We start from the raw sequence: 20920 nt of genomic DNA, 5'->3' as shown, positions 1-20920 counted from the left end.
GCACCTCGATAGTACTGCGTCCACCACCACTTCATAAAATCTCCATTGAAATGATTATGTTTTTCGGGATAATTCCCTAACCTTATTTCAGGTTAGGGAATAGAATTATCACAATTTGTTCTTTCCCGCACTCTCGACCTCGCCGGTACTGGCCCGCGACTTGCGGACGATGATTGCACCAGCCCCTTGGTCTTGCCGACAGGCTAATCAAGACCGAAGAAGCGCCGACCTTTCCAATTGGTGCCGGTAATCGCCCGGGCAACCGACGAGAGGCTGCCGAAGGTTTTATCATTCCAGAGATAGCCCTGATCGAGAACCGCAACCCGCTGATAAACCCTTGCATGTTCGCGCACCAGCACGCTACCCGATCTCGGTCCGGACAGATCGGGCCGAGCGGTGGATGCGCCCCCTGTCCCCGGTTTAAGTTCTGCATGCGCGGCCAACAGCGCCCGCGCTCTCGCCGACCGCCGACGTCGACGGTGCCGCGCTGGACGATGCAGGCTTGGACGATGTCGGCAGAGATGATAAAGGCTCAGGCGCCAAGGTAAGCCGCATTGCGTTCTGCAGCCGTTGATCCTTCCGATCCAAGACCTCGCTGTCGGTTTCTGCGGCAGCCTTTGCCCCATGCAGGCTGTGGACCAACCTGCGACCTGTTCGCGTAATCACGAGGCTGATCACGCGCCCATTCTCAGTCCGGCGCCAAGCAGGGATGCCGGGTTCCGCCGCGCGCTCCCGCATCAGCTTTTCCAGGAGAAGGTTTTCGGCTAAATCCACCAAACGTACCGCACCCATCGGCCACGGCACAATGGCCGCGCCATCTTCACGCGACGCGGCATCAATGAGGATCATGGTTTGAATGTTTGTGATCTTGGATATTGTTCTGGCTCCAGATGCTGCGACAGCATCCGCTGTCACCAACACGACCCCGCAATGGCATCAGCCTGCTAGGTGTAGCGCGGCCAGATATCGCTTCCGCCTCGAAGACAGCTACGCTCTGTTCACGGACAAAGTCCAATCGAATTGCGTCGACATGTGAACCGAAGAAATCAAACCATGATCCCTGCTCAGCTCCCAGAAGTCAGACAGAGATTCGAGTCTCAGGGCACCGATCAACTTAGTTGGCTTGACCCCATTGAAATTTGTTGGCTGTATCCGCCTGGACACCTTTTCGAGAAACTTGGACTCAATGACTTTGACTAAGGCGCTTGCGCTCATAATCCTCGTTCTGACATATGGCGGCGTTGCTGTGGGACGCATTCCGTGGTTGAGACTTGATCGTGCAGGGATCGCGTTTCTTGGCGGCGCGGCGATGATTGCGATAGGAGCCCTCACCATGGAGGAAGCTTATCGCGCCATCGACTTTAATACGATAACCCTTCTGCTCGGAATGATGATCGTAGTTGCACATCTGAAAGTGTCAGGAGCATTCCGCAGCCTCGGCAACTTAGCCATACGCCACGCGCATGCGCCATTCGCCCTTCTCGCGGTCGTGACGATCTTGACTGGAATCCTGTCAGCATTCCTTGTCAATGACGCAATTTGCTTAGTTATGACACCGATCGTCGTGCACGTGGCGCGTTCCATCAATCGCAACCCTGTTCCCTACCTTATCGCAACTGCGACAGCCTCAAATTGCGGCAGCGTGGCGACAATCACTGGGAATCCCCAAAATATGGTCATCGGAGCACTCTCCGGAATTTCCTATCCGGCGTTCACAGCTGCGCTTGCGCCGGTCGCACTGTTCGGGTTAACGGCCGTAATCGTCATCATCCGCATTATTTATAGCGCAGAATTCACTCAAACCGTTGAGTTGCAACCCTTAGTACGCCGAGATCGAACGCATCGCCGCCAGATGTTTAAATCCATGTTCGTGTGCATTGTCCTCGCGATAGCCTTTTTTGCAGGCGTCCCGGTAGCCAAGGCTGCACTCATCGGCGGCGCATTTCTGCTCTTCACCCGCTCCATCAAGCCCGCAAGAATTTATCGAGAGATTGATGGACCACTATTGTTCATGTTTGCTGGCCTGTTCGTCGTCGTTGCTGGTGCAGAGCGCGTCCTGCTCACACCGGACATCGTTGCCTCTGCGAAGGGGCTGGGACTCGACGATGCCTGGCGGCTGTCGGGCTTCACGGCCGTCCTGTCGAATATCCTGAGCAACGTGCCGGCAGTGCTGGCACTCAAGCCATTCATATCAGGCCTCGGGGATCCGAAACGCGCATGGCTTATCATTGCCATGAGTTCGACCCTGGCTGGCAATTTCACGCTTCTGGGATCTGTTGCCAATCTTATCGTCGCCGAACATGCCAAAGCCGCCGGGGCACCGTTGAGCTTCGGCACTTACTTCAAGGTTGGCCTGCCATTGACACTAATCACGCTCTTGGGCGGCACAGCTTGGCTGGCATTGGCGCCGTAGCCAGCAAAATCGTTGCTGTCGTCGGAACTCTCCTCTGTCCTATCAGGGATCATAAGTGGAAAATTACAGTTCTAAATGGACTAATTTATTGGGAGCACGTCACAGGGTGTCGGTGCATCTTCGCGCAGCAAGCCCTTGCGCTTGAGTTCAGACCAGAATTGCGCCGGGATCGGATGCGCGAACCAGTCAAGATTCTGCCGGAGCTGCTCCACGGTTCGCGTACCGGCGATAAAGGACGGAACCGCCGGATGCGCAACGACAAATTGCAAAGCCGCGGCTGCCAGCGGGACACCGAATTCCGCGCAAACCGCCTCCATTTTTGCCACTTTCTCCATTATGGACTGGGGCGCAGGAGCATAATTATATTTAGCCCCAGCCTTTGCCCCCGTTGCCAGAATGCCGGAATTGAACCCGCCGCCGACAACAACAGCCACGCCGCGCCGCTCGCACAAAGGCAAAAATTCGTTGAGTGCGTCCTGCTCCAGCAAGGTATATCGCCCGGCCAGCAGGAAGCAGTCGAAATCGCGCTGCTTCAGCGCCTCATGACAGACTTCCCATTCATTGACGCCAACACCAATTGCCTTGACCAGTTTCTGGCTGCGCAGGCTCTCCAAAGCTTTCCAGCAACCATCCATGGCCTGCCGGAACACTTCCGGCTGGTCCTTGCCGCGGGTGAAGACATCAATGTCGTGGATGAAACAAATATCCATCCGCTCCAACGCGAGACGTTGAAGCGAATCCTCGAAGGCGCGCATGGTGCCATCATAAGTGTAATCGAAATGCATGGCGAACGGCGCGGCATCAACCCAGGGCGCAAAATCGATCGACGCGCGCGGCGCAGGCGTTAAAACCCGCCCAACCTTTGAGGACAACACAAAATCATCGCGGTTCTTCCACCGCAGTCCCTGCCCGGTGCGCAGTTCAGCAAGTCCATGACCATACATGGGCGCTGTATCGAAATATCTAATTCCCGAATTCCAGGCTGTCTGGATCATAGCATCCGCGTCCTGCTCCGAAATCGGCCTGAAAATATTGCCGATCGGCGCTGTCCCGAAGGAAAAAGCAGTGACCTTCAAATCAACGCGCCCAAACTGATTTTTTTGCTGAGGATTCATTTTTGCGTCCTTTACGAATAATAAATTCAATCCCAGGCCGGAGCCCAAGGCACGAGATTCCTGTCGACGATACGATATCCGATCGTCGTCATGGCATTGATCCGATCCATATCGACACTGCTCAGCGTGAAATCCATCACCTCATAATTGGCCTCGATGTTTTCGCGCCGGGTCGACATCGTATTGATGCACAGACCGCGCTGCAAAATCCAACGCAGCACCACCTGAGCCGCGCTCTTGCCATAGCCATTGCCGATTTCTGCAAATACCGGATATCGGAAGACTTCGCCGCGCGCCACTGAGCAATAGGACGACAAAGGAATGCCCGTTTCGCTTGCCGCCTGCAGCAGCTTGGTCTGATCGAGAAGGGGATGAAATTCGACCTGATTGATGACCAGCGGTTCCTCGATCAGCGTTTTAGCAATGCGCATCATGGCTGCGGTGTAATTGCTGACACCGATATTGCGCGTCAACCCACGGCGTCGGGCCTCGGCGAGAAGCCGCAACGACGGCGCGACGTCGCCATTTGCTGGCGGCCAATGCAGCAGCAGCACGTCCAAATAATCAACTCTCAGCGCTTTGAGACTGGATTCGACCGATAAAAAAAACCTTTCACCGTCGAAATTGTCCGGATGCACCTTTGTCGTCAAGCATAGGTCCTGCCGGGCTACGCCGCTCTGTGCCAGCACATCGCCGACCTCGGCCTCGTTGGCATACATCTGCGCCGTATCAATGGCGCGGTAGCCAACATCAAGCGCGATAGTCAGCGCATTGCGCAATTCGGTGCCCTTCAGCGGAAACGTACCGAACCCGCGCTGAAAATTTTTCTGAAAATAGATATTTGTCACATCCTCCCCCATTATTTTCGCGACGATATAAGCCGACCAAGCCACAGCGAAGGCTTACTAATATGCATTTTAAATAACTAAATCGTTAGTTACAACAAAAAACTTTTCACCGCAATTGGGGTTCGCCGCGCGCCCGGAGGGCAACCGCCATATTTCCTATTGTCAAAAGGAAAAACTCTGCTAATGAAGTAACCAGTTAGTGCATTAAATAAGAAGTTCCGGCATACACAACCTGCCGGAATTCCGTTGGCTCCGCCCCGAAGAGTCAGTGCACAGACTGCGAACAAGGAGGAAAGCATGTCATTCATCAAGAATTTCATTGAGCAGGAAACAATCAACCGCCGCAATCTGCTGCTGGCAGGGGCCTACGGGCTCATCGGCACGGCTGCCGCCGGCGCTCTCTCGCCTGCCCGCGCGGCCGACAGACCCGCATTGGCCTGGAGCTACCGCAACCGGACCAACCCCTATTGGAACCAGATCGTCTCCGGCGGCGAGGCATTCGTACGCTCTATCGGCCTGAAGAACGAGGATCTCATTAATCTTATCAACGAGGGCAGCTCTGAAAAGTCGCTGACCGACGTCAAGGCTCTCCTCGCGAAGACCAACGGCAAGCTCGCGCTGGCCATAGACACGAATGATGCGCCAAACTGCCGCCCTGTCGTGGAAGCCTGCGCCAAGGCCGGCGCATATGTTTCGACCATCTGGAACAAGACCGACGATTTGCATCCTTGGGACTTCGGCGACAATTACGTATCGCACATGACCTGGTCGGATGTCGGCCCCTCTGAACAGACGGCACGCATTCTGTTCGAAGCCATGGGTGGCAAGGGCGCCATTGTGGGACTTGGCGGCATCGCCTCCAATAATCCAGCGATCGAGCGCAAGCAGGGGCTGCTGAACGCGCTGAAGGCCTACCCCAACATCGAATTGCTCGACTATCAGGCCGCTGATTGGGACACGCAGAAAGCCAACCAGATCATGGAAGGGTTCCTCACCCGTTTCGGAGAAAAGATCACCGGCGTTTTCTGCGCCAATGACACAATCTCCTATGGCGTCCTCGAAGCTCTGCGCGGCGAAGGGCGCAAGCTGCCGGTCGTGGGTTATGACGGCAACCCGCAGGCAACCGATCTCGTGATCAAGGGCGATCTGCTTGCGACTGTCTTCACCAATCCGCATTGGGGCGGCGGCATTACCTCTGCTCTTTCCTATTATGCAGCAACCGGTGTGTTCAAGCCCTCCAAGGAACCAAAGGAACACCGCGAATTCTACGGACCGACAATCCTCGTCACCCAGAAGGATGCGCAGGACTTCAAGAAAAAATATATCGACAATGTCCCGACCTATAATTGGAAGGACTTCTGGGGCCCGACGACCGGCCCGATCAAATACAGATCCTGAACCTGATCGGGGTGGCTCCGACCTGGGCCATCCCGCTCTTTCCTCGATCGTCAAGTCCGGGCAATCAACATGCATAGTTCTCATGGCCAGAGCCGGCTGATGCAATGGGCGCCGACCCTCGTTCTTATCGGCCTCATTGCGCTCTTCTCGCTCGTCAACCCCAATTTCCTGACCACGAATAATTTTGCCCGCATGTCGATCGTGGCAGCTCCGACACTCATCGTGGCTGTCGGCGTCACTTTCATTATCGTCATGGGCTCCATCGATCTGTCGATGGAAGGAACGGTCGCCTTTTCGGCTGTAACTTTTGCCATGATTTTTACCAAACTGGGCGGAACGCTAGGCAGCCGCGCCTGGCTGGCAATACCAGCCGCGCTGGTCGCCGGCGGATTATTCGGCCTCGTCAACGGCATCGCCCATGTCAAATTGAAAATCCCATCCTTCATGGCCAGCCTGTCGATGGGTTTTATCGGGACCGGGCTGACAATTCTGCTCACCGGCGGGGACCGCATCCGCATTGACGATCCGGCTTTCCGTTCTCTCCTGACCTACCGCATCCTCAATTTTCCGCTGATGGTTTATGTTGCGCTCGCAGTCACGGCGCTGGCCTGGTTCATCCAGCGCAATATGACAATCGGGCGCAACTTCTATGCGGTGGGCGGCGGAGAGGACCTCGCCCATGCCTCTGGCCTGAACGTGAAGCGGGTGCGCATCATTGGCTTCACCCTTGCTGGCGTTCTATATGCCATCGGAGCCATTCTCGCCGTCGGACGCATCGGCATTGCGGAATCCATCACCGGCGCCAACCTCATGTTCGTATCAATCACGTCCGTCGTTGTGGGCGGCACGTCGCTTATGGGTGGCAACGGCGGCGTGTGGAACACACTTGTCGGCGTGCTCACCGTCAATGTCATCAACAACGGCATGATCGTCATGGGCCTGCCCAGCTATGTGCAGGACGGCGTCATGGGATTGCTGGTGATCGCCGCCGTGATCCTTTCAACCAATCGCAAAGCGATGTTATACGTGAAGTGAGCCGCCATGCTTGAATTCAAGAAAGTTGAAAAGAACTTTCCCGGCGTCAGGGCTCTGAAATCCATTGATTTCAAAGTCAGCCGCGGCGAGATCGTCGGTCTTGTCGGAGAAAACGGCGCCGGCAAGTCCACGTTGATGAAGGTCATTTACGGCGCCTACCAACATGACGGCGGCGAAGTGCTGATCGATGGCAAACCCACCCGGTTTGCCAACCCGCGAGAAGCGATGATGAGCGGGATCGGCATGGTGTTTCAGGAGCAATCGCTGATCCCCAACCTGTCTGTGATGGAAAACATCTTTCTGGGTTTCGAGTCGGAATTCGTCCGGTTTGGCGTAATAAACCGCTCGCGGATGGCGGCCGCCGCACGCAAGCAATTGCAGAAGGTACGTCTCGACATCGATCCGACAACCACCACCGCCGCCCTGTCCTTTTCGCAAAGACAACTCGTTGAACTCGCCAAGGTTCTTACGCTTGAGTCGCGCGTCAGCGGCAGCCTCGTCATCCTGCTCGACGAGCCAACATCCGTCCTTTCCAAGGACGAAGTCAGCCTGCTGTTCAATCTCATCCGCGACTTGCGCAGCCGGGCATCCTTCATATTCGTTTCACACCGGCTCGATGAGATCATCGAAATTTCCGATCGCATCTATGTGTTGCGCGACGGCGAAGTGGTGGACGTCGTTGATGCGGATAAGGCGGACGTCGAGGCCATTCAGCATAAAATGGTCGGACGTTCGATCAACAAACAATATTACCGCGAGGAGCAGCAAAGGCCTTATGTTGAGACAAAGCCATTGCTTGAAGCTGTCAATCTCTCGCATGCAGCCAAGTTCAGCGACATTTCCCTGAAGCTGCACGCTGGAGAAGTGCTTTCTCTTGTCGGTGTAGAGGATTGCGGCAACGAGGAAATCATCCGCGCGATCTTCGGGCTTGACCGGCCCAGCAGCGGAACGCTGACCGTCAAAGGGGAGAAGATACGCCAGTTCAGTTCGGCACAGGGCGTTGCGCATGGTATCGGCTACATTCCGCGCGAGCGAAAAATTGAAGGTATCGTCGGCGGCATGAATATTTTCGAGAATATCACGCTGCCGCAGCTGAAAAATTATGCCCGCGCCGGCGTGCTCAACAGCTCGAAGGAACGCGAGCTCGCACAAGGATGGGTCAAGCGCCTGTCAATCAAGACGCCATCCATTGATGTGGACGCAGGCAAGCTATCGGGCGGAAACCAGCAGAAAGTCGTTCTGGCGAAATGGCGGGCCTCAAAAGCTGACATCATCCTTCTGGACCATCCGACCCGCGGTCTCGACATCGGCGCCAAGGAAGATGTTTATGACATGGTCCGGGAAATGTGCGCGGACGGCTGCGGCGTGATCCTTATTGCGGATACGCTGGAAGAAGCAATCGGACTTTCGCATACGATCGCCGTCATGAAAGACGGTCGGATCCAGAAATGGTTCGACTGCAAGAACGGCGAAAAGCCGAGCCTTTACGACCTCATTCACTACATGATCTGAACCGGAGACGGCGATGAAACACGAACGCCTGCGCGCACATTTTCCCTGGATCACGCTGATCGTGTTGCTGGCTGTTATCGGCCTGCTCGACGTCAAGTTCCTCACCGTTCCGCATCTTGTCGAAATGATGGCTGATGTGACAACGCTCTTCATCATGGCGCTGGGCATCACCTTTGTCATTTATATCGGCGGGATCGATCTTTCTGTTCAATCGCTCGCCAACATGACCACGGTTCTGGTGACCCTCGGCCTGCCAAAACTCGGGTTTTGGGTGGCTCCGGGCGCACTAGCCGTCGGCCTGATCTTTGGCCTGTTTTCGGGATATGTCTCCAACACGCTGCGCGTGCCTTCGTTCATCGCCACTCTGGCAACCGGCGGCGTCGCCCTGTCTATCGGGCAGTATGCGTCAGGCCAGCGCGCCCTGTTCATGGATGCGCAACTCCGCGGCGAATATCTGGGCTGGATTACCCAGACCACTCTGTCCATTCCAAATGAAGCCGTTATCGGCCTCATTCTGCTGGGTCTTGCCCTGTTCTTGCAAAAGCGCACGGTGCTTGGCCGTGTTCTGAAAGCCACCGGCGCCGGAGAGCCGGCAGCGATCGCCTCCGGCATCAGGACCGAACGCTTCAAGATCATCGCCTACGGTCTCTCGGGAATGCTGGCCGCCATGGCGGGTCTATTGTTTTCGGTCAAGCTCTCTGGCGGATCGCCGACACTAGCCTCAGGCCTGCTGCTTCCGGCGATTGTCGCAGTTCTGATTGGCGGAACACCGCTGACGGGCGGCGTCGGCGGAGTAATGAACACGTTCATCGGAACCATGATCGTGGCCGTCATACGCACGGGGATGGTCTATCTCGAAATTCCGGCACAGGCACAACAAGTGGTGTTCGGCCTGATCCTGATCATCGCGATCGCCTTGACAATCGATCGATCGAAACTGGCCGTCGTCAAGTAAAACCGGGACAAAACCCGCGCCCAACGGAGCAACCCATGCCCAAAACCATGCGCGCCGCCGTGCTGACCGCTCCGGGCAGCGTCAGCCTGCAGACGATCCCCAGACCGGAGTGCAGGCCCGGCGAAGTTCTCATCAAAGTGGAAAGGTGCGGCATTTGCGGCACTGACCTGCATATCTTCAACGGGCATTATGCGCGTGAGCGCCTGCCGCTGGTCATGGGCCATGAATTTGTCGGCCATATCGCAGAAATCGGAGCAGACATTACAGCTTTGCAGCCCGGCCAAAGAGTGATTGCCGACATCAATAAAGGTTGCGGCACCTGCTTTTACTGCAGGCGAAACGAAATCCTAAACTGTAAGCATGTTGAGCAGATCGGCATTCATTGCAACGGCGCCTTTGCCGAATATGTCGCAGTTCCAGCGCGTAATGTCATTGCCGTGCCGCAGGCCATGCCCAGCGAAGTCGCAGTGCTTGCCGAGCCATTGAGCTGCGTGGTGCGCGCCGCGAAAAAAATGGGTCTGGGACTCGCGCAAAGCGTTGTCATATTGGGCGCAGGCCCGATCGGAAATCTGCACGTGCAGCTTGCCCGTACTCTCGGCGCCGGACCGATTATTGCCTTTGATCTTGATCCTGCGCGCTCCTCTCTTGCCCGCGCGTGTGGCGCCGACATTGCGCTGAGCAATCCCAATATATTACAGGACATAGTTCTAACGGCCACTGACGGGCGCGGCGCAGACATCGTCATTGAAAGTGTCGGCAAGACCGCACTGTATGACAACGCCTTCACGCTCCTGCGTCCCGGTGGAACGCTGGCTGCCTTCGGCATTACACCGCCTGAGGCGCGACTCTCAGTTTCCCCGCTTGAGATCGTCCTCAAGGAATGGCGTATACAGGGGTCGGTTGCCGGCATGGGAGAGGATATGCATCAGGCGCTGGCGCTTCTCGCACTGGGCCGCATCAACACATCGCCCTTTGTGGCCCACGTCCGGCCTCTCGAAGGCCTGCAGGCGGCGCTCGAAGATTTCATGCGCCGCCCGGAGTTGTTCAAATTGCAGATCGCAATCTGAATAGCGGTAAACAGGTCTGTGAACAAACCGGCCGGGCTCGCGCCCGGCTTCTTCATGATCTGATCAGATCGCTGGCCTTCTCGGCGATCATGATGGTGGGGGCGTTTGTATTCGAGCTCACAAGCTGCGGCATGATCGAACTGTCGCTGACGCGCAGCCCGGCAAGACCTCTCACCCTCAGGTTCGGATCGACGACAGAGGCCGGATCGCCGCCCATCCGGCAGGTGCCGACAGGATGATAGGAGGTTCGTCCGAACTGGCGGGCGTAGGTTTCGAAATCCGCCTGCGTGCGCACTCTTTCTCCCGGGAAATGCTCCTTGCGGATATATTTGCCGATAGCCGATTGATTCAGGATATCGCGGCTGATCCGCACGCCTTCCGCCGAAACACGCAGGTCATAGTCGTCTCCCAGAAAATTAGGATCAATGACCGGCATGTCGAATGGATTGGACGAGCGTAACGTCACAGAACCCCGCGCCCTCGGCCGGAGCGTGTAGGAATTCAGCGTGACTCCGGCGCCGGATACGATTTTAGGCACACCCGCCTCAACGCCCGCACCAAGCAGAAAATGAAACTGCAGATCGGGCGTCGGCTCGTTTTTGTCCGCATACCAGAACGCGCCGCCCTCAACGATATTCGAGGCGACCGGCCCCTTGCGGAACAGCAGATATTCCAGCCCCGCCCAGGCCATCCATAGCGGTTTGCCATATTTGTCGAGACTGTGCGGTCCGTTCAGTTCATAAACGATATCGACGCCATAATGATCATGTAAATTCTTACCAATTTCGGGCTGATCGAGAACAACCTCAATCCCAAGTTGGCGCAGGTGGTCTGCCGGCCCAACGCCGGACAGCATCAGCAGTTTCGGCGTGCCAATGGCGCCGCTGGCGAGTATGACTTCCCTTTCCGCGCGCAAAATAGCCGGACGGCCATTCTCGATGATCTCAACGCCGACCGCGCGCTGCTGCTCGAATATGACCCTCGAGACCTGTGCGCCGGTTTTGAGCGTGAGATTGGCGCGACGCAGAGCGGGCCGCAGATAGCCAACCGCCGCCGAGCAGCGCCGCGCGTGGCGCACGGTGAGCTGATAGGGACCTGCGCCATCCTGCTCGGGCCCGTTGAAATCGGCATTATAAGGCATGCCGATCTGCTGGCACGATTGCACAAACGCGCGGGTAAGCTTGTGCGGCGGCGCGAGACTGGAGACGCCCAGCGGGCCGCCCGTGCCATGCCAAGACCCGGACAGGGTATCGTTATCCTCAGATCTCAGAAAATAAGGCCTGACATCATCGAACGCCCAGCCCTCGCAGCCATATTTTGCGGCCCAGGTATCGTAATCTTCTGGACAGCCGCGCGTGTAAATTTCCGCATTGATCGATCCGCCGCCGCCCAGCACGCGCGCCTGCGCATAGGGAATCTCACGGTTCATCGCGTGCTTCTGCGGCACCGTCTTCAGCCCCCATGTCAGCGGCCCGGAAGTCATTTTATAGAAACCGACAGGCAAGTGAATATAAGGGTTGCGGTCAGCCGGACCCGCTTCCAGCAGCAGAACGCTGACATCCCTTTGCTCGGACAGACGCGCGGCAAGCACGCAGCCAGCGGAGCCGCCGCCAACAATGATGTAATCAGCCTTCATGGCTAAGCTCCACCAGCGCGCGCAAGGCGATCGAGACCGGCAAGTTCGATATGTGTCGATTTGACCTCAGTATATTCCTCAACGCCATAAATGCCTGTCTCGCGACCCATGCCAGATTGCTTGAATCCGCCGATGGGCAATTCCGGACCGCCGGCCAGCGTACAATTCACCCAGACCCTGCCGGCTTTGACGGAACGCACCATCTGCATTGCCTTGTTCAGATCGGTTGTCCAGATGCTGGCCGCAAGCCCAAAACACGTGTCATTGGCGATTCGCGCCGCCTCATCGAACGAATCAAATTGCAAAACAGACAGAACCGGCCCAAAAATTTCTTCCCGGACAATCGACATACCACGGTGGGTGTCGGTGAAAACAGTCGGTTTGATGAATTTACCTCGCTCCGCTTTCACAGCTTCGCCGCCGCAGACAAGATTGGCCCCATCCTTACGCCCCTCCTCAATCAGCCCAAGAATCTTGTCAAATTGGCGAGGATCGACAATGGCGCCGACCTGCGTTTCCGGATCAAGAGGATCGCCTATTCTGAGGTTCGCGATGCGCTCCACCAGCTTGGCCACGAACCGATCCGCGATTTTGCGCTCAACTACAAGACGACTGCCTGAAACGCAACATTGCCCCGCATTGAACGTCAGCCCGAAGACGACGCCATCGGCTGCGGCATCAAGATCAGCATCCGCGAAGACAACCTGCGGATTCTTGCCGCCCAGTTCAAGGCCGATCTTTTTCATATTGCCCGCTGCGGCCTTGAGCACTCCGCGTCCTACTTCCGTCGAGCCGGTAAACGAAATCATATCAACCAGATCGTGTTCCGCCAGATGACTGCCGACCTCGGATCCGGGCCCGGTGACCACGTTATAAACGCCGGAAGGCAAACCGGCCTCGGCAAGAATTTCAGCCAGAAGCAGCGTTGAGGCGGATGTCAGTTCGCTCGGCTTGACGACAACCGTGCAACCCGCCGCCAAAATGAATGGAATACGCTCGCACAAAATGAAAAAGGGAAAATTCCATGGCGTGATTACCGCAACGACACCAATGGGCTCCCGCGTCACCAGCCCGAACATAGTCTCACCAAGATTATTGAACGAATCGCCGTGAAGCGCGCGCGCGATGCCTGCCGCATATTCGAATATCCCCGCAGCGGCCTCGACCTCGCCACGGGATTGCGTAATCGGCTTGCCCGACTCGAGCGTCTCGGCCAGAGCGATACGGTCGCGGTTTAGCCGGATGAGCCGGCCTGCCTCCAGCAGCACCGCAGCCCGGCGAACGCCCGGCAGCAGCGACCAGCGTCCGTCATCAAAGGCGCTTCGCGCTGCAATTACCGCCCGCTCCGCATCCTCCCGCGATCCCTGCGGCACGACGGACACCGGCACATCATGAGCAGGCGACTGGCGTATCCGCTCCCGGCCCGACAGCGCCGGAACCCAGGCGCCGTCGATGAACATCTGATATTTTACCGGCTGTACCGGCAGACCCACCAACTGCGTTGTCCCACCCATGACTGAACCTCATTTAAAAATAACTAACTGGATAGTTATTTATAGATTGCGTTCCGACAAAAATCAAACGATGTTTGGGGAGCGGGAAAATTTTGCTAAACAGAAGCGAGGACGTTCGGACGGACGGCCATAAAAATTGGAGAGAAAACCAATGAGCACGACAATTGCCCCGGAGAAGGCCGCCGTCAAAACGCGCGATGCGGATGCGACAAGATTGCGCATACTGCAGGCAGCAAAAAAGGAGTTCGCCCGCCTCGGTCTTGGCGGAGCGCGCGTCGACGACATCGCCAAGCGCGCAAAAGCCAACAAGCGGATGATTTATCACTATTTCGGCGGCAAAGAAGAATTGTTCACCGCCGTGCTCGAAGAAGAATATCTCGCCATCCGAGCGGCGGAGCGCAAACTCGATCTCGAAAGCCTTGAGCCTGAGGAAGCGCTCACGCGGCTCGTCGAATTCACATGGAACTATTACCTCAAGAACCCGGAGTTCATTCCGCTCGTCAACAGCGAGAACCTGCACAAAGCCCGCCACCTGAAGGATTCGCAGCGCATCAAGTCCGAGTATCCCGGCTTCATCAATCTCGCCAAAAACATACTGGATCGCGGCGTCCGGAAAGGCGTATTCCGCGCTGATGTCGATCCCGTACAACTCAATATCACCATAGCGGCGATCAATTATTACTACATGACAAACCGCTATACCGGGAGCTTCATCTACGACCGCGACCTCATGACCCCCGAGCGGCTGGCCGAACGTATCGCCTTTAACATCGATACGATCCAGCGTCTGGTGCGGCGGCACTAGAGGTCGCGTCGCTCCATGGAAATTTAGCTGCAAGGGATCTTCAACCGCAGGACCGGCATGAAATTCATTCGGGCCAACACATCGCGTTCAAGATCGACGCCTTGCGCAATTTCAATAAGTTCCACGCCGTCGGCGCCAAGACGAAAAACAGCGCGCTCGGTGATGTAGATCACCTCCTGCCCGCTGGCGCGCGCCTGCGCGCCGCTGAACGTGATATGTTCAACCTTGTCCACCAATTTAGGCACCTCGCCATAGCGCTGAAAACGCAGGAAACCCGAAGCATCGGTCTCCACGTCCAGACCCTTGGCCTCAAAGGCGCCGCAAAATACCACCTTGCGCGCCGTCTGCGTAATATCGATAAAACCGCCGGGCCCGACCAGTCGTCCGCCCACTTTCGAGACATTGACATTGCCCAACGCGTCCATCTCGCCCATGCCAAGAAAGGCCGCGTCAATTCCGCCACCAGAATAGAAATCAAATTGGTCGATCGAGGGGATGATTGAATCGGCATCGCGCGCGGAGCCGAACATCGGCCCGTCCATCATCTCGCCATTGTGGATGCCCTGCTCCACCGTACCCCAGTAGTCGACGCCGCCGCGGCTCTTGACCAGCGCGGGGATACCACCCGGAATACCGAAGCCAAAATTCACCGAGCGCATGCCGTGCAACTCTCGCATCGCTCGCTCGGCGATGATCCGCCGCAGACCATGCGGCAGGTCGATAGCAGTTTTGGCCGCGCTCGAACCCGGCAAAGCCTCGCCTGTCAGATGCGGGTCGAAATCAGGAAGGTAGGTTTTTCTCGCGTCCGGCGCCAGCACGATCCCATCGACCAATACGCCAGGAATCCGCACAAGGCGCGCAGCAAGCTGGCGGCTTGCGCGCTGCTCCTCAACTTGCGCGAATACCCTGCCGCCACAATTATGCGCGGCAAGCGCCACGACATGGCAATCGAGATCAGCCGGCTCACGATAAAGCGAGATGTTGCCGTAACGGTCCGCGACTGAGCCGCGGATAATGGCAAAATCGATATGGAGCGGCTTGTAACGCAGATAATCACGCCCATCAAACCGAACCCGTTCGACAAGTTCTTCCCGTGCCTGCGCATTGCAGCGCCCGCCGTCAACCAATGGATCAGCAAAAGTTCCGAGGCCAATACGGGTGATCACGCCCGGTCGGCCCGCGCCGCTTTCCCGCAACAGAGTCGAGATTACCCCCGCTGGAAAAGAATAGGCCTCGATCCTGCCGCTCTGGGCCAGAGCCTGCATAGTCGGCGACCAACTCCAGTGCCCGCCGATTACCCGCTTGACCATACCTTCATGAGCAAAGCGGCCAAGGCCACTGCCACGCCCGTCACCAACCCCCAACGCATGGACGATGGTCAGGTTGCGCGGGTGTCCGGTTGCAAGAAATCTGCGCTCGATTGCCGCAAATATCTCGTCGGCCTCGAGAAAAATACCGGAACCGGTGATGGCGATCGTCGCGCCGTCCGTGATTTGCTCCGCGCAGATATCGCTCTGAAAAACATGAACATTCTTTGGCACTTAAACCTCCCGCTCCTGATCCATTGCCCCGGTGGCGAAACAAGCCACTTGACGGCCATAGCTTTAGAATCTAAATAACTAGATAGTTACATAATAAGGAAATGTCGAGAGGCTTCGCGCTGAAATCACACACTTAAAGCGCAAGCCGGACGGCAAATAAAGGACTCGCAATGCTGCCAATTCCCAAGAACGACCCGGAGACCTACCGGCACATCCAGGACCTTGCGCGCAAATTCGCCGACGAGCGTATAAGGCCGCTCGCCGAGACGCTGGACCGGGAAGAAAAATTCCCCGCCGATCTCTACGCAGAAATGGCAGAGCTTGGACTCTTTGGCATTTCAGTGCCAGCAGAGATCGGCGGCGGCGGCCTGGATGCCTATGGTTATGCCATCGTCATGGAGGAACTGGCGCGCGGATATGCCTCGGTGGCCGATCAATGCGGCCTAGTGGAACTGATTGGTACACTTCTGACCCGCTATGGCAGCAAGGATCAGCAGAACCGCTGGCTGCCCGATATCATCGCGGCAAAAACCCGCGTCGCCTATTGCATCACCGAGGCTGAAGCCGGCTCCGATGTCTCGCAGATCAAAACCTCAGCAATCCGCACCGCCTCCGGCTGGCGGATCAGCGGTGAAAAGATCTGGATTCACAATGCGCCGGTCGCAGACGTCGGATTCGTACTGGCACGCACTGATCCGGCTGCCGGCACGCGCGGCATGTCGATCTTCATCGTGCCTCTGAATGGGCCGGGTGTGACGCGCGGCCCCAAAGAACACAAGATGGGACAACGCGCCAGCCAGGTTGGCGCGCTCAACTTCGATAACGTCGATCTGCCTGATGATGCCTTGCTCGGTATTGAAGGGCGCGGCTTCCACATGATGATGAGTGCACTCGAAAAAGGGCGCGTCGGGATTGCCGCGCTCGCCGTGGGCATCGCCCAGGCCGGACTTGAGGCCGCCCTCGACTATTCGCAGACGCGCAAGCAATTCGGACAGATGATCGCATCCAATCAGGGCCTACAGTGGATGCTGGCCGACATGATGAAGGAAATCACCGCCGCTCGGGCGCTTGTGCACCGCGCCGCGGTCATGCTCGACAATAACCTGCCGGCCAACGCCGCCTGTTCGATTGCAAAGTGTTTTGCTGGCGACATGGCGGTAGCCCAGACCGCGAATGCCGTACAGATTTTCGGTGGCTCAGGCTACATTCGCGGCTTTGAGGTCGAGCGCCTCTATCGCGATGCCAAGATCTGCCAGATTTACGAAGGTACGCAGCAAATCCAACGTACCGTCATCGCTCGGGAATTGCTCAAGAACGGAGCACGCTCGTGAGCACAGGAACCGTTCTTGTCACCGGCGGCGGACGCGGGATCGGGCGAGGGATCGCCACAGCGCTGGCAGCAGACGGTTTTGCCGTCGCGATCAATGCCCTCGAAGAGGACTCCGATGTCAACGAAACGCTGCGGCAAATTGACAATCTTGGCGCACCGCATGCGGCCGTCTATGCCGACATAGCCGACATTCGACAGCACCAGCGCCTACTCGATGAGGCCGAAGCGGCATTGGGTCCGATCGACATACTCGTCAACAACGCGGGCGTTTCCGTATTGAGCCGCGGCGAACTGCTCGACGTAACACCAGAATCTTATGACAGGTGTCAGGCTGTTAACACCCGCGGCGCGTTTTTCCTGACACAGGCCTGGGCCAAGCGCGCTTTGACGCGCGAAGGAGTTCCCGGCCGTCATCGGTGCGTCATCACCATTTCATCATCGAACGCGCAAGCCGCATCTATCGCGCGCGGCGAATATTGCATATCCAAAGCGGCAACTTCGATGATGGCAAAGCTGTTTGCCGTCCGCCTTGCGCAGGCGGACATTGGTTCATACGAAATCCAGCCCGGCCTTATCGAAACGCCGATGACGGCTGGCGTCAAAGCAACCTATGAGCAGCGCATCCGCGAAGGACTGACACTGGCGCAACGCCTCGGCAGGCCTGCCGACATCGGCTCAATCTGTGCGGCTCTGGCTAAGGGGCAGTTCGCCTTTTGCACCGGACAAATCCTTCAGGCCGATGGCGGCCTGCTGATCCCGCGCTTCTGACCTTGCGAGTTACTCCATGTCCGACATCACCATAACCCTTCCCGACGCAAATGGCAGAGGGGCCGCATATCATCTCACCGGAACGCCGGTTCAGGCGCCCTCGTCGCCGCCGGTCTTCAACCGCACCGCCTTTTCAGCGGCGCATGTGGTTTCAAACCCTTTTACAGCAGACGAGCCAGCTCTTGCGCCCGCGCTGGACTGGACTTCGACGCTCGCGTTCCGCCGTCATCTGCTTGATCTGGGGGTCGGCATAGCGGAGGCCATGGACACAGCCCAGCGCGGCATGGGTCTGGATTGGCCGAGCGCGCGCGAACTGATCCGCCAATCGCTGGCGGCGGCACAGCCGCACGAACGCGACCGTATATTTTCAGGCGCAGGCACCGATCAACTCGCTCCCTCGCAGGCCCGCAGTCTTGATGACGTGATCAGAGCCTATCTGGAGCAGATTGAGGCCATTCAGCACCACGGCGGCCGCATAATCCTGATGGCGAGCCGCGCTCTCGCACGCCTTGCCCAGACCCCGCGTGACTATGAAACGGTTTATGCCAGAGTTCTGAATGCCTGCGATAAGCCCGTCATCCTGCACTGGCTGGGCGACATGTTCGATCCGGCGCTGCGTGGCTACTGGGGCTCGGTCGATTTTGCGGCTGCCCTGGAAACGAGTCTGACCATCATCCATGAGAATGCAGCCAAGGTGGACGGGATCAAGATTTCGCTGCTCGACGCCGAAAAAGAGATCCGCATGCGGCGGCGTCTTCCCGCCGGCGTCAGGATGTACACGGGCGATGACTTTAATTATCCGGATATGATCAAAGGCGACGAACAAGGTTTCAGCCATGCCTTACTGGGAATATTCGATCCGATCGCCCCGGCAGCCTCAGCGGCGCTGGCAGCGCTCGCGAACGGCGACACAGCAACGTATGACGCGCTTTTAGGCCCTACCGTTCCTCTTAGTCGGCACATTTTCCGTTCGCCGACACAATTCTACAAAACCGGCGTCGTTTTCCTCGCTTTTCTCAATGGTTTTCAGAGCCATTTCATCATGCCTGCGGGGGCGCAGGCCATGCGGCCCTTGCCCTACTTCGTCGATATCTTCCGCTTAGCGGATCAGGCCGGTCTGCTGCGCCAGCCCGATCTTGCCACGAGGCGCATGCGGGACTTTCTGCGGCTCTACGGCTTCGGGGCGTGACATGCGAAATCTCAGGGGGCGACTTGATCTGTGTTCGATCAATACCGCCACGCTCGGCCACAAGCTGCCGATTGGCGAGACAATCGATAGCATAGCCCGCGCCGGCTTTGGAGCCATCGCGCCATGGCGCCGGGATATCGAGGGACATTGCGCGCCAATGCTCGCCCGCCGAATCCGCGATGCCGGACTCAAGGTTTCCGGGCTTTGCCGTTCAACTTATTTTCCGGCTGCCGAACCGGCCGGGCGGAAGGCCAACATAGAGGACAACATCCACGCCATTGATCTGGCCGCCGAACTCGGGGCAGCTTGCTTCGTTCTTGTGGTCGGCAGTCTGCCGGATGGATCGAAGAACATTCGCGCCGCGCGGGCGCAAGTACAGGACGGCATTGCCGCCTTACTGGAGCATGCACGATCGCGCGGCGTCCGGCTGGCGCTGGAGCCATTGCATCCCATGTACGCGGGAGATCGCTCCTGCGTAAACACGATCAGTCAGGCGCTGGACATCATTCGAGCCATCGAGACTCCCGGGCAGGGCCAGCCCTTGCTTGGACTTGCCGTCGACGTCTATCATGTCTGGTGGGATCCACATTTGCGTGAGAGCATTGACGAGGCCGGACTTGAGAAGAGATTGTTCGCTTACCATGTCTGCGACTGGCTCGTGCCCACCGCCGACCTTCTGACCGATCGCGGAATGATGGGCGATGGCGTCATCGAACTCGGCAACATCCGCGCAATGATGGAAGGGGCCGGATATGACGGCCCTGTAGAAGTCGAAATCTTTTCGGCGGGGAACTGGTGGCTCCGCCCGCCGGAAGAGACGCTGCAAATCTGCGCCGAACGCCTGCAGGATTGCTGCTGAGCGCAAATCACCCCACATCCGCGCCAAGGGCTGCCAGCGCGATGCGTGCACATTCGGCGTCCTCGTTCCCGGCAGCGCCGGAAACACCAATCCCGCCCAGGAGTAGCCCGCCGATCCGGATCGGCAGTCCGCCCTCCCAGATCATCAGACGCGGCCGGTTGGCAAGACCTGCAAGCAGTTCGGGTGCACCGGACATATGCTCGAAATAAGCCTTGGTTGTCTTGCCTGTCATGGCGGCTGTGAAAGCTTTGTCCTGCGCAAAATCGATTATGGTTGGCGCGATGCCGTCCATCCGCCCGAAGGCCAGCAGATGTCCGGCGCTGTCACACACGCTCACGGCCACGCCCAGATTACGCTGGCGCGCTGCTCCGATAGCCAGATCGACCAGCTTGCGCGCCGCCTCGAAGGAAATATGGCGTGTTTCAAAAGTTGCTGAATTTGTCATGGTTCCTGCGTCCAATAGTCAATCACGGTTACAGTCTGAACATGGGGGCCGACCCAATCGGCAAAAGCGCGATGATCAGGATGCGGCAGATAGGCATCCCGTGCCGTCACGCTGGTGAACGTTAGCATGAAACAATGCGAATGCCCCTGTGCCAGCATTTCGGGGCTGACATTTTCTCCCCATTCAAAATCCTCAATGTCATCGATCCGATCGCGCAGCGCCGCGAACCGGCGCACGGCCTCGGCAATTGTGCCGTCCGCGACCTCTTCTTTGAAACCAAGCAAAACCACGTGGCGCAAAACGCTTCCCATAATTCTCTCCTCCCTTTTAGCCCGGGTGTTCAGATCGCCAACAGAAATTCCGGCAAGGCGGTATAGAGGTCGGCGACGAGGCCATAATCGGCGACCTGGAAGATCGGAGCTTCCTCGTCCTTGTTGATGGCGACGATGACCTTCGAGTCCTTCATGCCGGCCAGATGCTGGATCGCGCC

At 57.5% G+C, this 20920-nt stretch carries 21 protein-coding genes and 1 pseudogene; 12 read left to right on the top strand and 10 right to left on the bottom strand.

What is annotated here, in order from left to right:
- Positions 1-203: 203 nt before the first annotated feature.
- Positions 204-443 (bottom strand): DUF2924 domain-containing protein, encoded by a 240-nt coding sequence (locus AC0N03_RS15615; protein WP_474289836.1) that lies wholly within the window; start codon positions 441-443, stop codon positions 204-206.
- Complete coding sequence (locus tag AC0N03_RS15610; RefSeq protein WP_474289835.1) at positions 421-849, bottom strand: hypothetical protein; 429 nt, start codon at positions 847-849, stop codon at positions 421-423. The genes AC0N03_RS15615 and AC0N03_RS15610 overlap by 23 nt, the downstream gene beginning before the upstream one ends.
- A gap of 7 nt (positions 850-856) precedes the next feature.
- On the opposite strand from AC0N03_RS15610, the gene AC0N03_RS15605 reads away from it, so the two are divergent.
- On the top strand, positions 857-1036 hold the full coding sequence (locus AC0N03_RS15605; protein WP_474289834.1) for a hypothetical protein: 180 nt from the start codon (positions 857-859) through the stop codon (positions 1034-1036).
- Between the two features lie 150 nt (positions 1037-1186).
- Positions 1187-2413 carry an anion transporter gene (locus AC0N03_RS15600; protein WP_474289833.1) on the top strand — a complete coding sequence of 409 codons (1227 nt, stop codon included), beginning with the start codon at positions 1187-1189 and terminating at the stop codon, positions 2411-2413.
- An 80-nt stretch (positions 2414-2493) separates the two neighbouring features.
- Here AC0N03_RS15600 and AC0N03_RS15595 read toward each other — a convergent pair whose 3' ends face one another.
- Both AC0N03_RS15595 and AC0N03_RS15590 read right to left on the bottom strand, forming a co-directional pair.
- Positions 2494-3528: an aldo/keto reductase gene (locus AC0N03_RS15595; protein WP_474289832.1), complete on the bottom strand. Its 1035-nt coding sequence runs from the start codon at positions 3526-3528 to the stop codon at positions 2494-2496.
- 26 nt (positions 3529-3554) lie between these two features.
- On the bottom strand, positions 3555-4376 hold the full coding sequence (locus AC0N03_RS15590) for an aldo/keto reductase (RefSeq protein WP_474289831.1): 822 nt from the start codon (positions 4374-4376) through the stop codon (positions 3555-3557).
- Positions 4377-4673: 297 nt separating this feature from the next.
- Between AC0N03_RS15590 and AC0N03_RS15585 the strand changes: the two genes are divergently transcribed.
- The 5 genes from AC0N03_RS15585 to AC0N03_RS15565 all read left to right on the top strand — a co-directional run bounded on the left by AC0N03_RS15585 (position 4674) and on the right by AC0N03_RS15565 (position 10343).
- Positions 4674-5774 carry a sugar ABC transporter substrate-binding protein gene (locus AC0N03_RS15585; protein WP_474289830.1) on the top strand — a complete coding sequence of 367 codons (1101 nt, stop codon included), beginning with the start codon at positions 4674-4676 and terminating at the stop codon, positions 5772-5774.
- Positions 5775-5843: 69 nt separating this feature from the next.
- Positions 5844-6809 carry an ABC transporter permease gene (locus tag AC0N03_RS15580; protein WP_474289829.1) on the top strand — a complete coding sequence of 322 codons (966 nt, stop codon included), beginning with the start codon at positions 5844-5846 and terminating at the stop codon, positions 6807-6809.
- A gap of 6 nt (positions 6810-6815) precedes the next feature.
- Complete coding sequence (locus AC0N03_RS15575) at positions 6816-8321, top strand: sugar ABC transporter ATP-binding protein (RefSeq protein ID WP_474289828.1); 1506 nt, start codon at positions 6816-6818, stop codon at positions 8319-8321.
- 13 nt (positions 8322-8334) lie between these two features.
- Complete coding sequence (locus AC0N03_RS15570) at positions 8335-9276, top strand: ABC transporter permease (protein ID WP_474289827.1); 942 nt, start codon at positions 8335-8337, stop codon at positions 9274-9276.
- Between the two features lie 35 nt (positions 9277-9311).
- Positions 9312-10343, top strand: a complete 1032-nt coding sequence (locus AC0N03_RS15565) for a zinc-dependent alcohol dehydrogenase (protein ID WP_474289826.1) — start codon at positions 9312-9314, stop codon at positions 10341-10343.
- A 52-nt stretch (positions 10344-10395) separates the two neighbouring features.
- Here the strand turns inward: AC0N03_RS15565 and AC0N03_RS15560 are convergent, their stop codons facing one another.
- Positions 10396-11979: a GMC family oxidoreductase gene (locus AC0N03_RS15560; protein WP_474289825.1), complete on the bottom strand. Its 1584-nt coding sequence runs from the start codon at positions 11977-11979 to the stop codon at positions 10396-10398.
- 2 nt (positions 11980-11981) lie between these two features.
- On the bottom strand, positions 11982-13493 hold the full coding sequence (locus AC0N03_RS15555) for an aldehyde dehydrogenase family protein (protein ID WP_474289824.1): 1512 nt from the start codon (positions 13491-13493) through the stop codon (positions 11982-11984).
- Positions 13494-13644: 151 nt separating this feature from the next.
- Between AC0N03_RS15555 and AC0N03_RS15550 the strand changes: the two genes are divergently transcribed.
- The gene (locus AC0N03_RS15550; protein WP_474289823.1) at positions 13645-14298 is read left to right on the top strand and encodes a TetR/AcrR family transcriptional regulator; all 654 of its coding nucleotides are present in this window, start codon (positions 13645-13647) and stop codon (positions 14296-14298) included.
- A gap of 23 nt (positions 14299-14321) precedes the next feature.
- Here AC0N03_RS15550 and AC0N03_RS15545 read toward each other — a convergent pair whose 3' ends face one another.
- Positions 14322-15839, bottom strand: coding sequence for an acyl CoA:acetate/3-ketoacid CoA transferase (locus AC0N03_RS15545; protein WP_474289822.1), 1518 nt, complete (start codon positions 15837-15839; stop codon positions 14322-14324).
- Between the two features lie 170 nt (positions 15840-16009).
- On the opposite strand from AC0N03_RS15545, the gene AC0N03_RS15540 reads away from it, so the two are divergent.
- From AC0N03_RS15540 to AC0N03_RS15525, 4 genes are read left to right on the top strand one after another with little or no spacing between them, the layout of a single operon-like run.
- Positions 16010-17170 carry an acyl-CoA dehydrogenase family protein gene (locus AC0N03_RS15540; RefSeq protein WP_474289821.1) on the top strand — a complete coding sequence of 387 codons (1161 nt, stop codon included), beginning with the start codon at positions 16010-16012 and terminating at the stop codon, positions 17168-17170.
- The gene (locus AC0N03_RS15535) at positions 17167-17937 is read left to right on the top strand and encodes a 3-ketoacyl-ACP reductase (protein ID WP_474289820.1); all 771 of its coding nucleotides are present in this window, start codon (positions 17167-17169) and stop codon (positions 17935-17937) included. The genes AC0N03_RS15540 and AC0N03_RS15535 overlap by 4 nt, the downstream gene beginning before the upstream one ends.
- A gap of 16 nt (positions 17938-17953) precedes the next feature.
- Positions 17954-19126 (top strand): dihydrodipicolinate synthase family protein, encoded by a 1173-nt coding sequence (locus AC0N03_RS15530; protein WP_474289819.1) that lies wholly within the window; start codon positions 17954-17956, stop codon positions 19124-19126.
- Between the two features lies 1 nt (position 19127).
- A complete protein-coding gene (locus AC0N03_RS15525; RefSeq protein WP_474289818.1) occupies positions 19128-19985 on the top strand; it encodes a sugar phosphate isomerase/epimerase family protein in 858 nt (285 codons plus the stop codon).
- A gap of 7 nt (positions 19986-19992) precedes the next feature.
- Here the strand turns inward: AC0N03_RS15525 and AC0N03_RS15520 are convergent, their stop codons facing one another.
- From AC0N03_RS15520 to AC0N03_RS15510, 3 genes and pseudogenes are all read right to left on the bottom strand, one after another.
- Complete coding sequence (locus tag AC0N03_RS15520) at positions 19993-20430, bottom strand: GlcG/HbpS family heme-binding protein (RefSeq protein WP_474289817.1); 438 nt, start codon at positions 20428-20430, stop codon at positions 19993-19995.
- Positions 20427-20741 (bottom strand): Dabb family protein, encoded by a 315-nt coding sequence (locus tag AC0N03_RS15515; RefSeq protein WP_474289816.1) that lies wholly within the window; start codon positions 20739-20741, stop codon positions 20427-20429. The genes AC0N03_RS15520 and AC0N03_RS15515 overlap by 4 nt, the downstream gene beginning before the upstream one ends.
- Positions 20742-20770: 29 nt before the next feature.
- Positions 20771-20920, bottom strand: a pseudogene (locus tag AC0N03_RS15510) (electron transfer flavoprotein subunit alpha/FixB family protein); the annotation flags it as partial.

The sequence above is a fragment of the Methylocystis sp. sgz306128 genome (assembly GCF_056032725.1).
The sequence above is the reverse complement of the archived record's forward strand: the minus strand, read 5'-3'. Positions and strand labels throughout refer to the sequence as shown.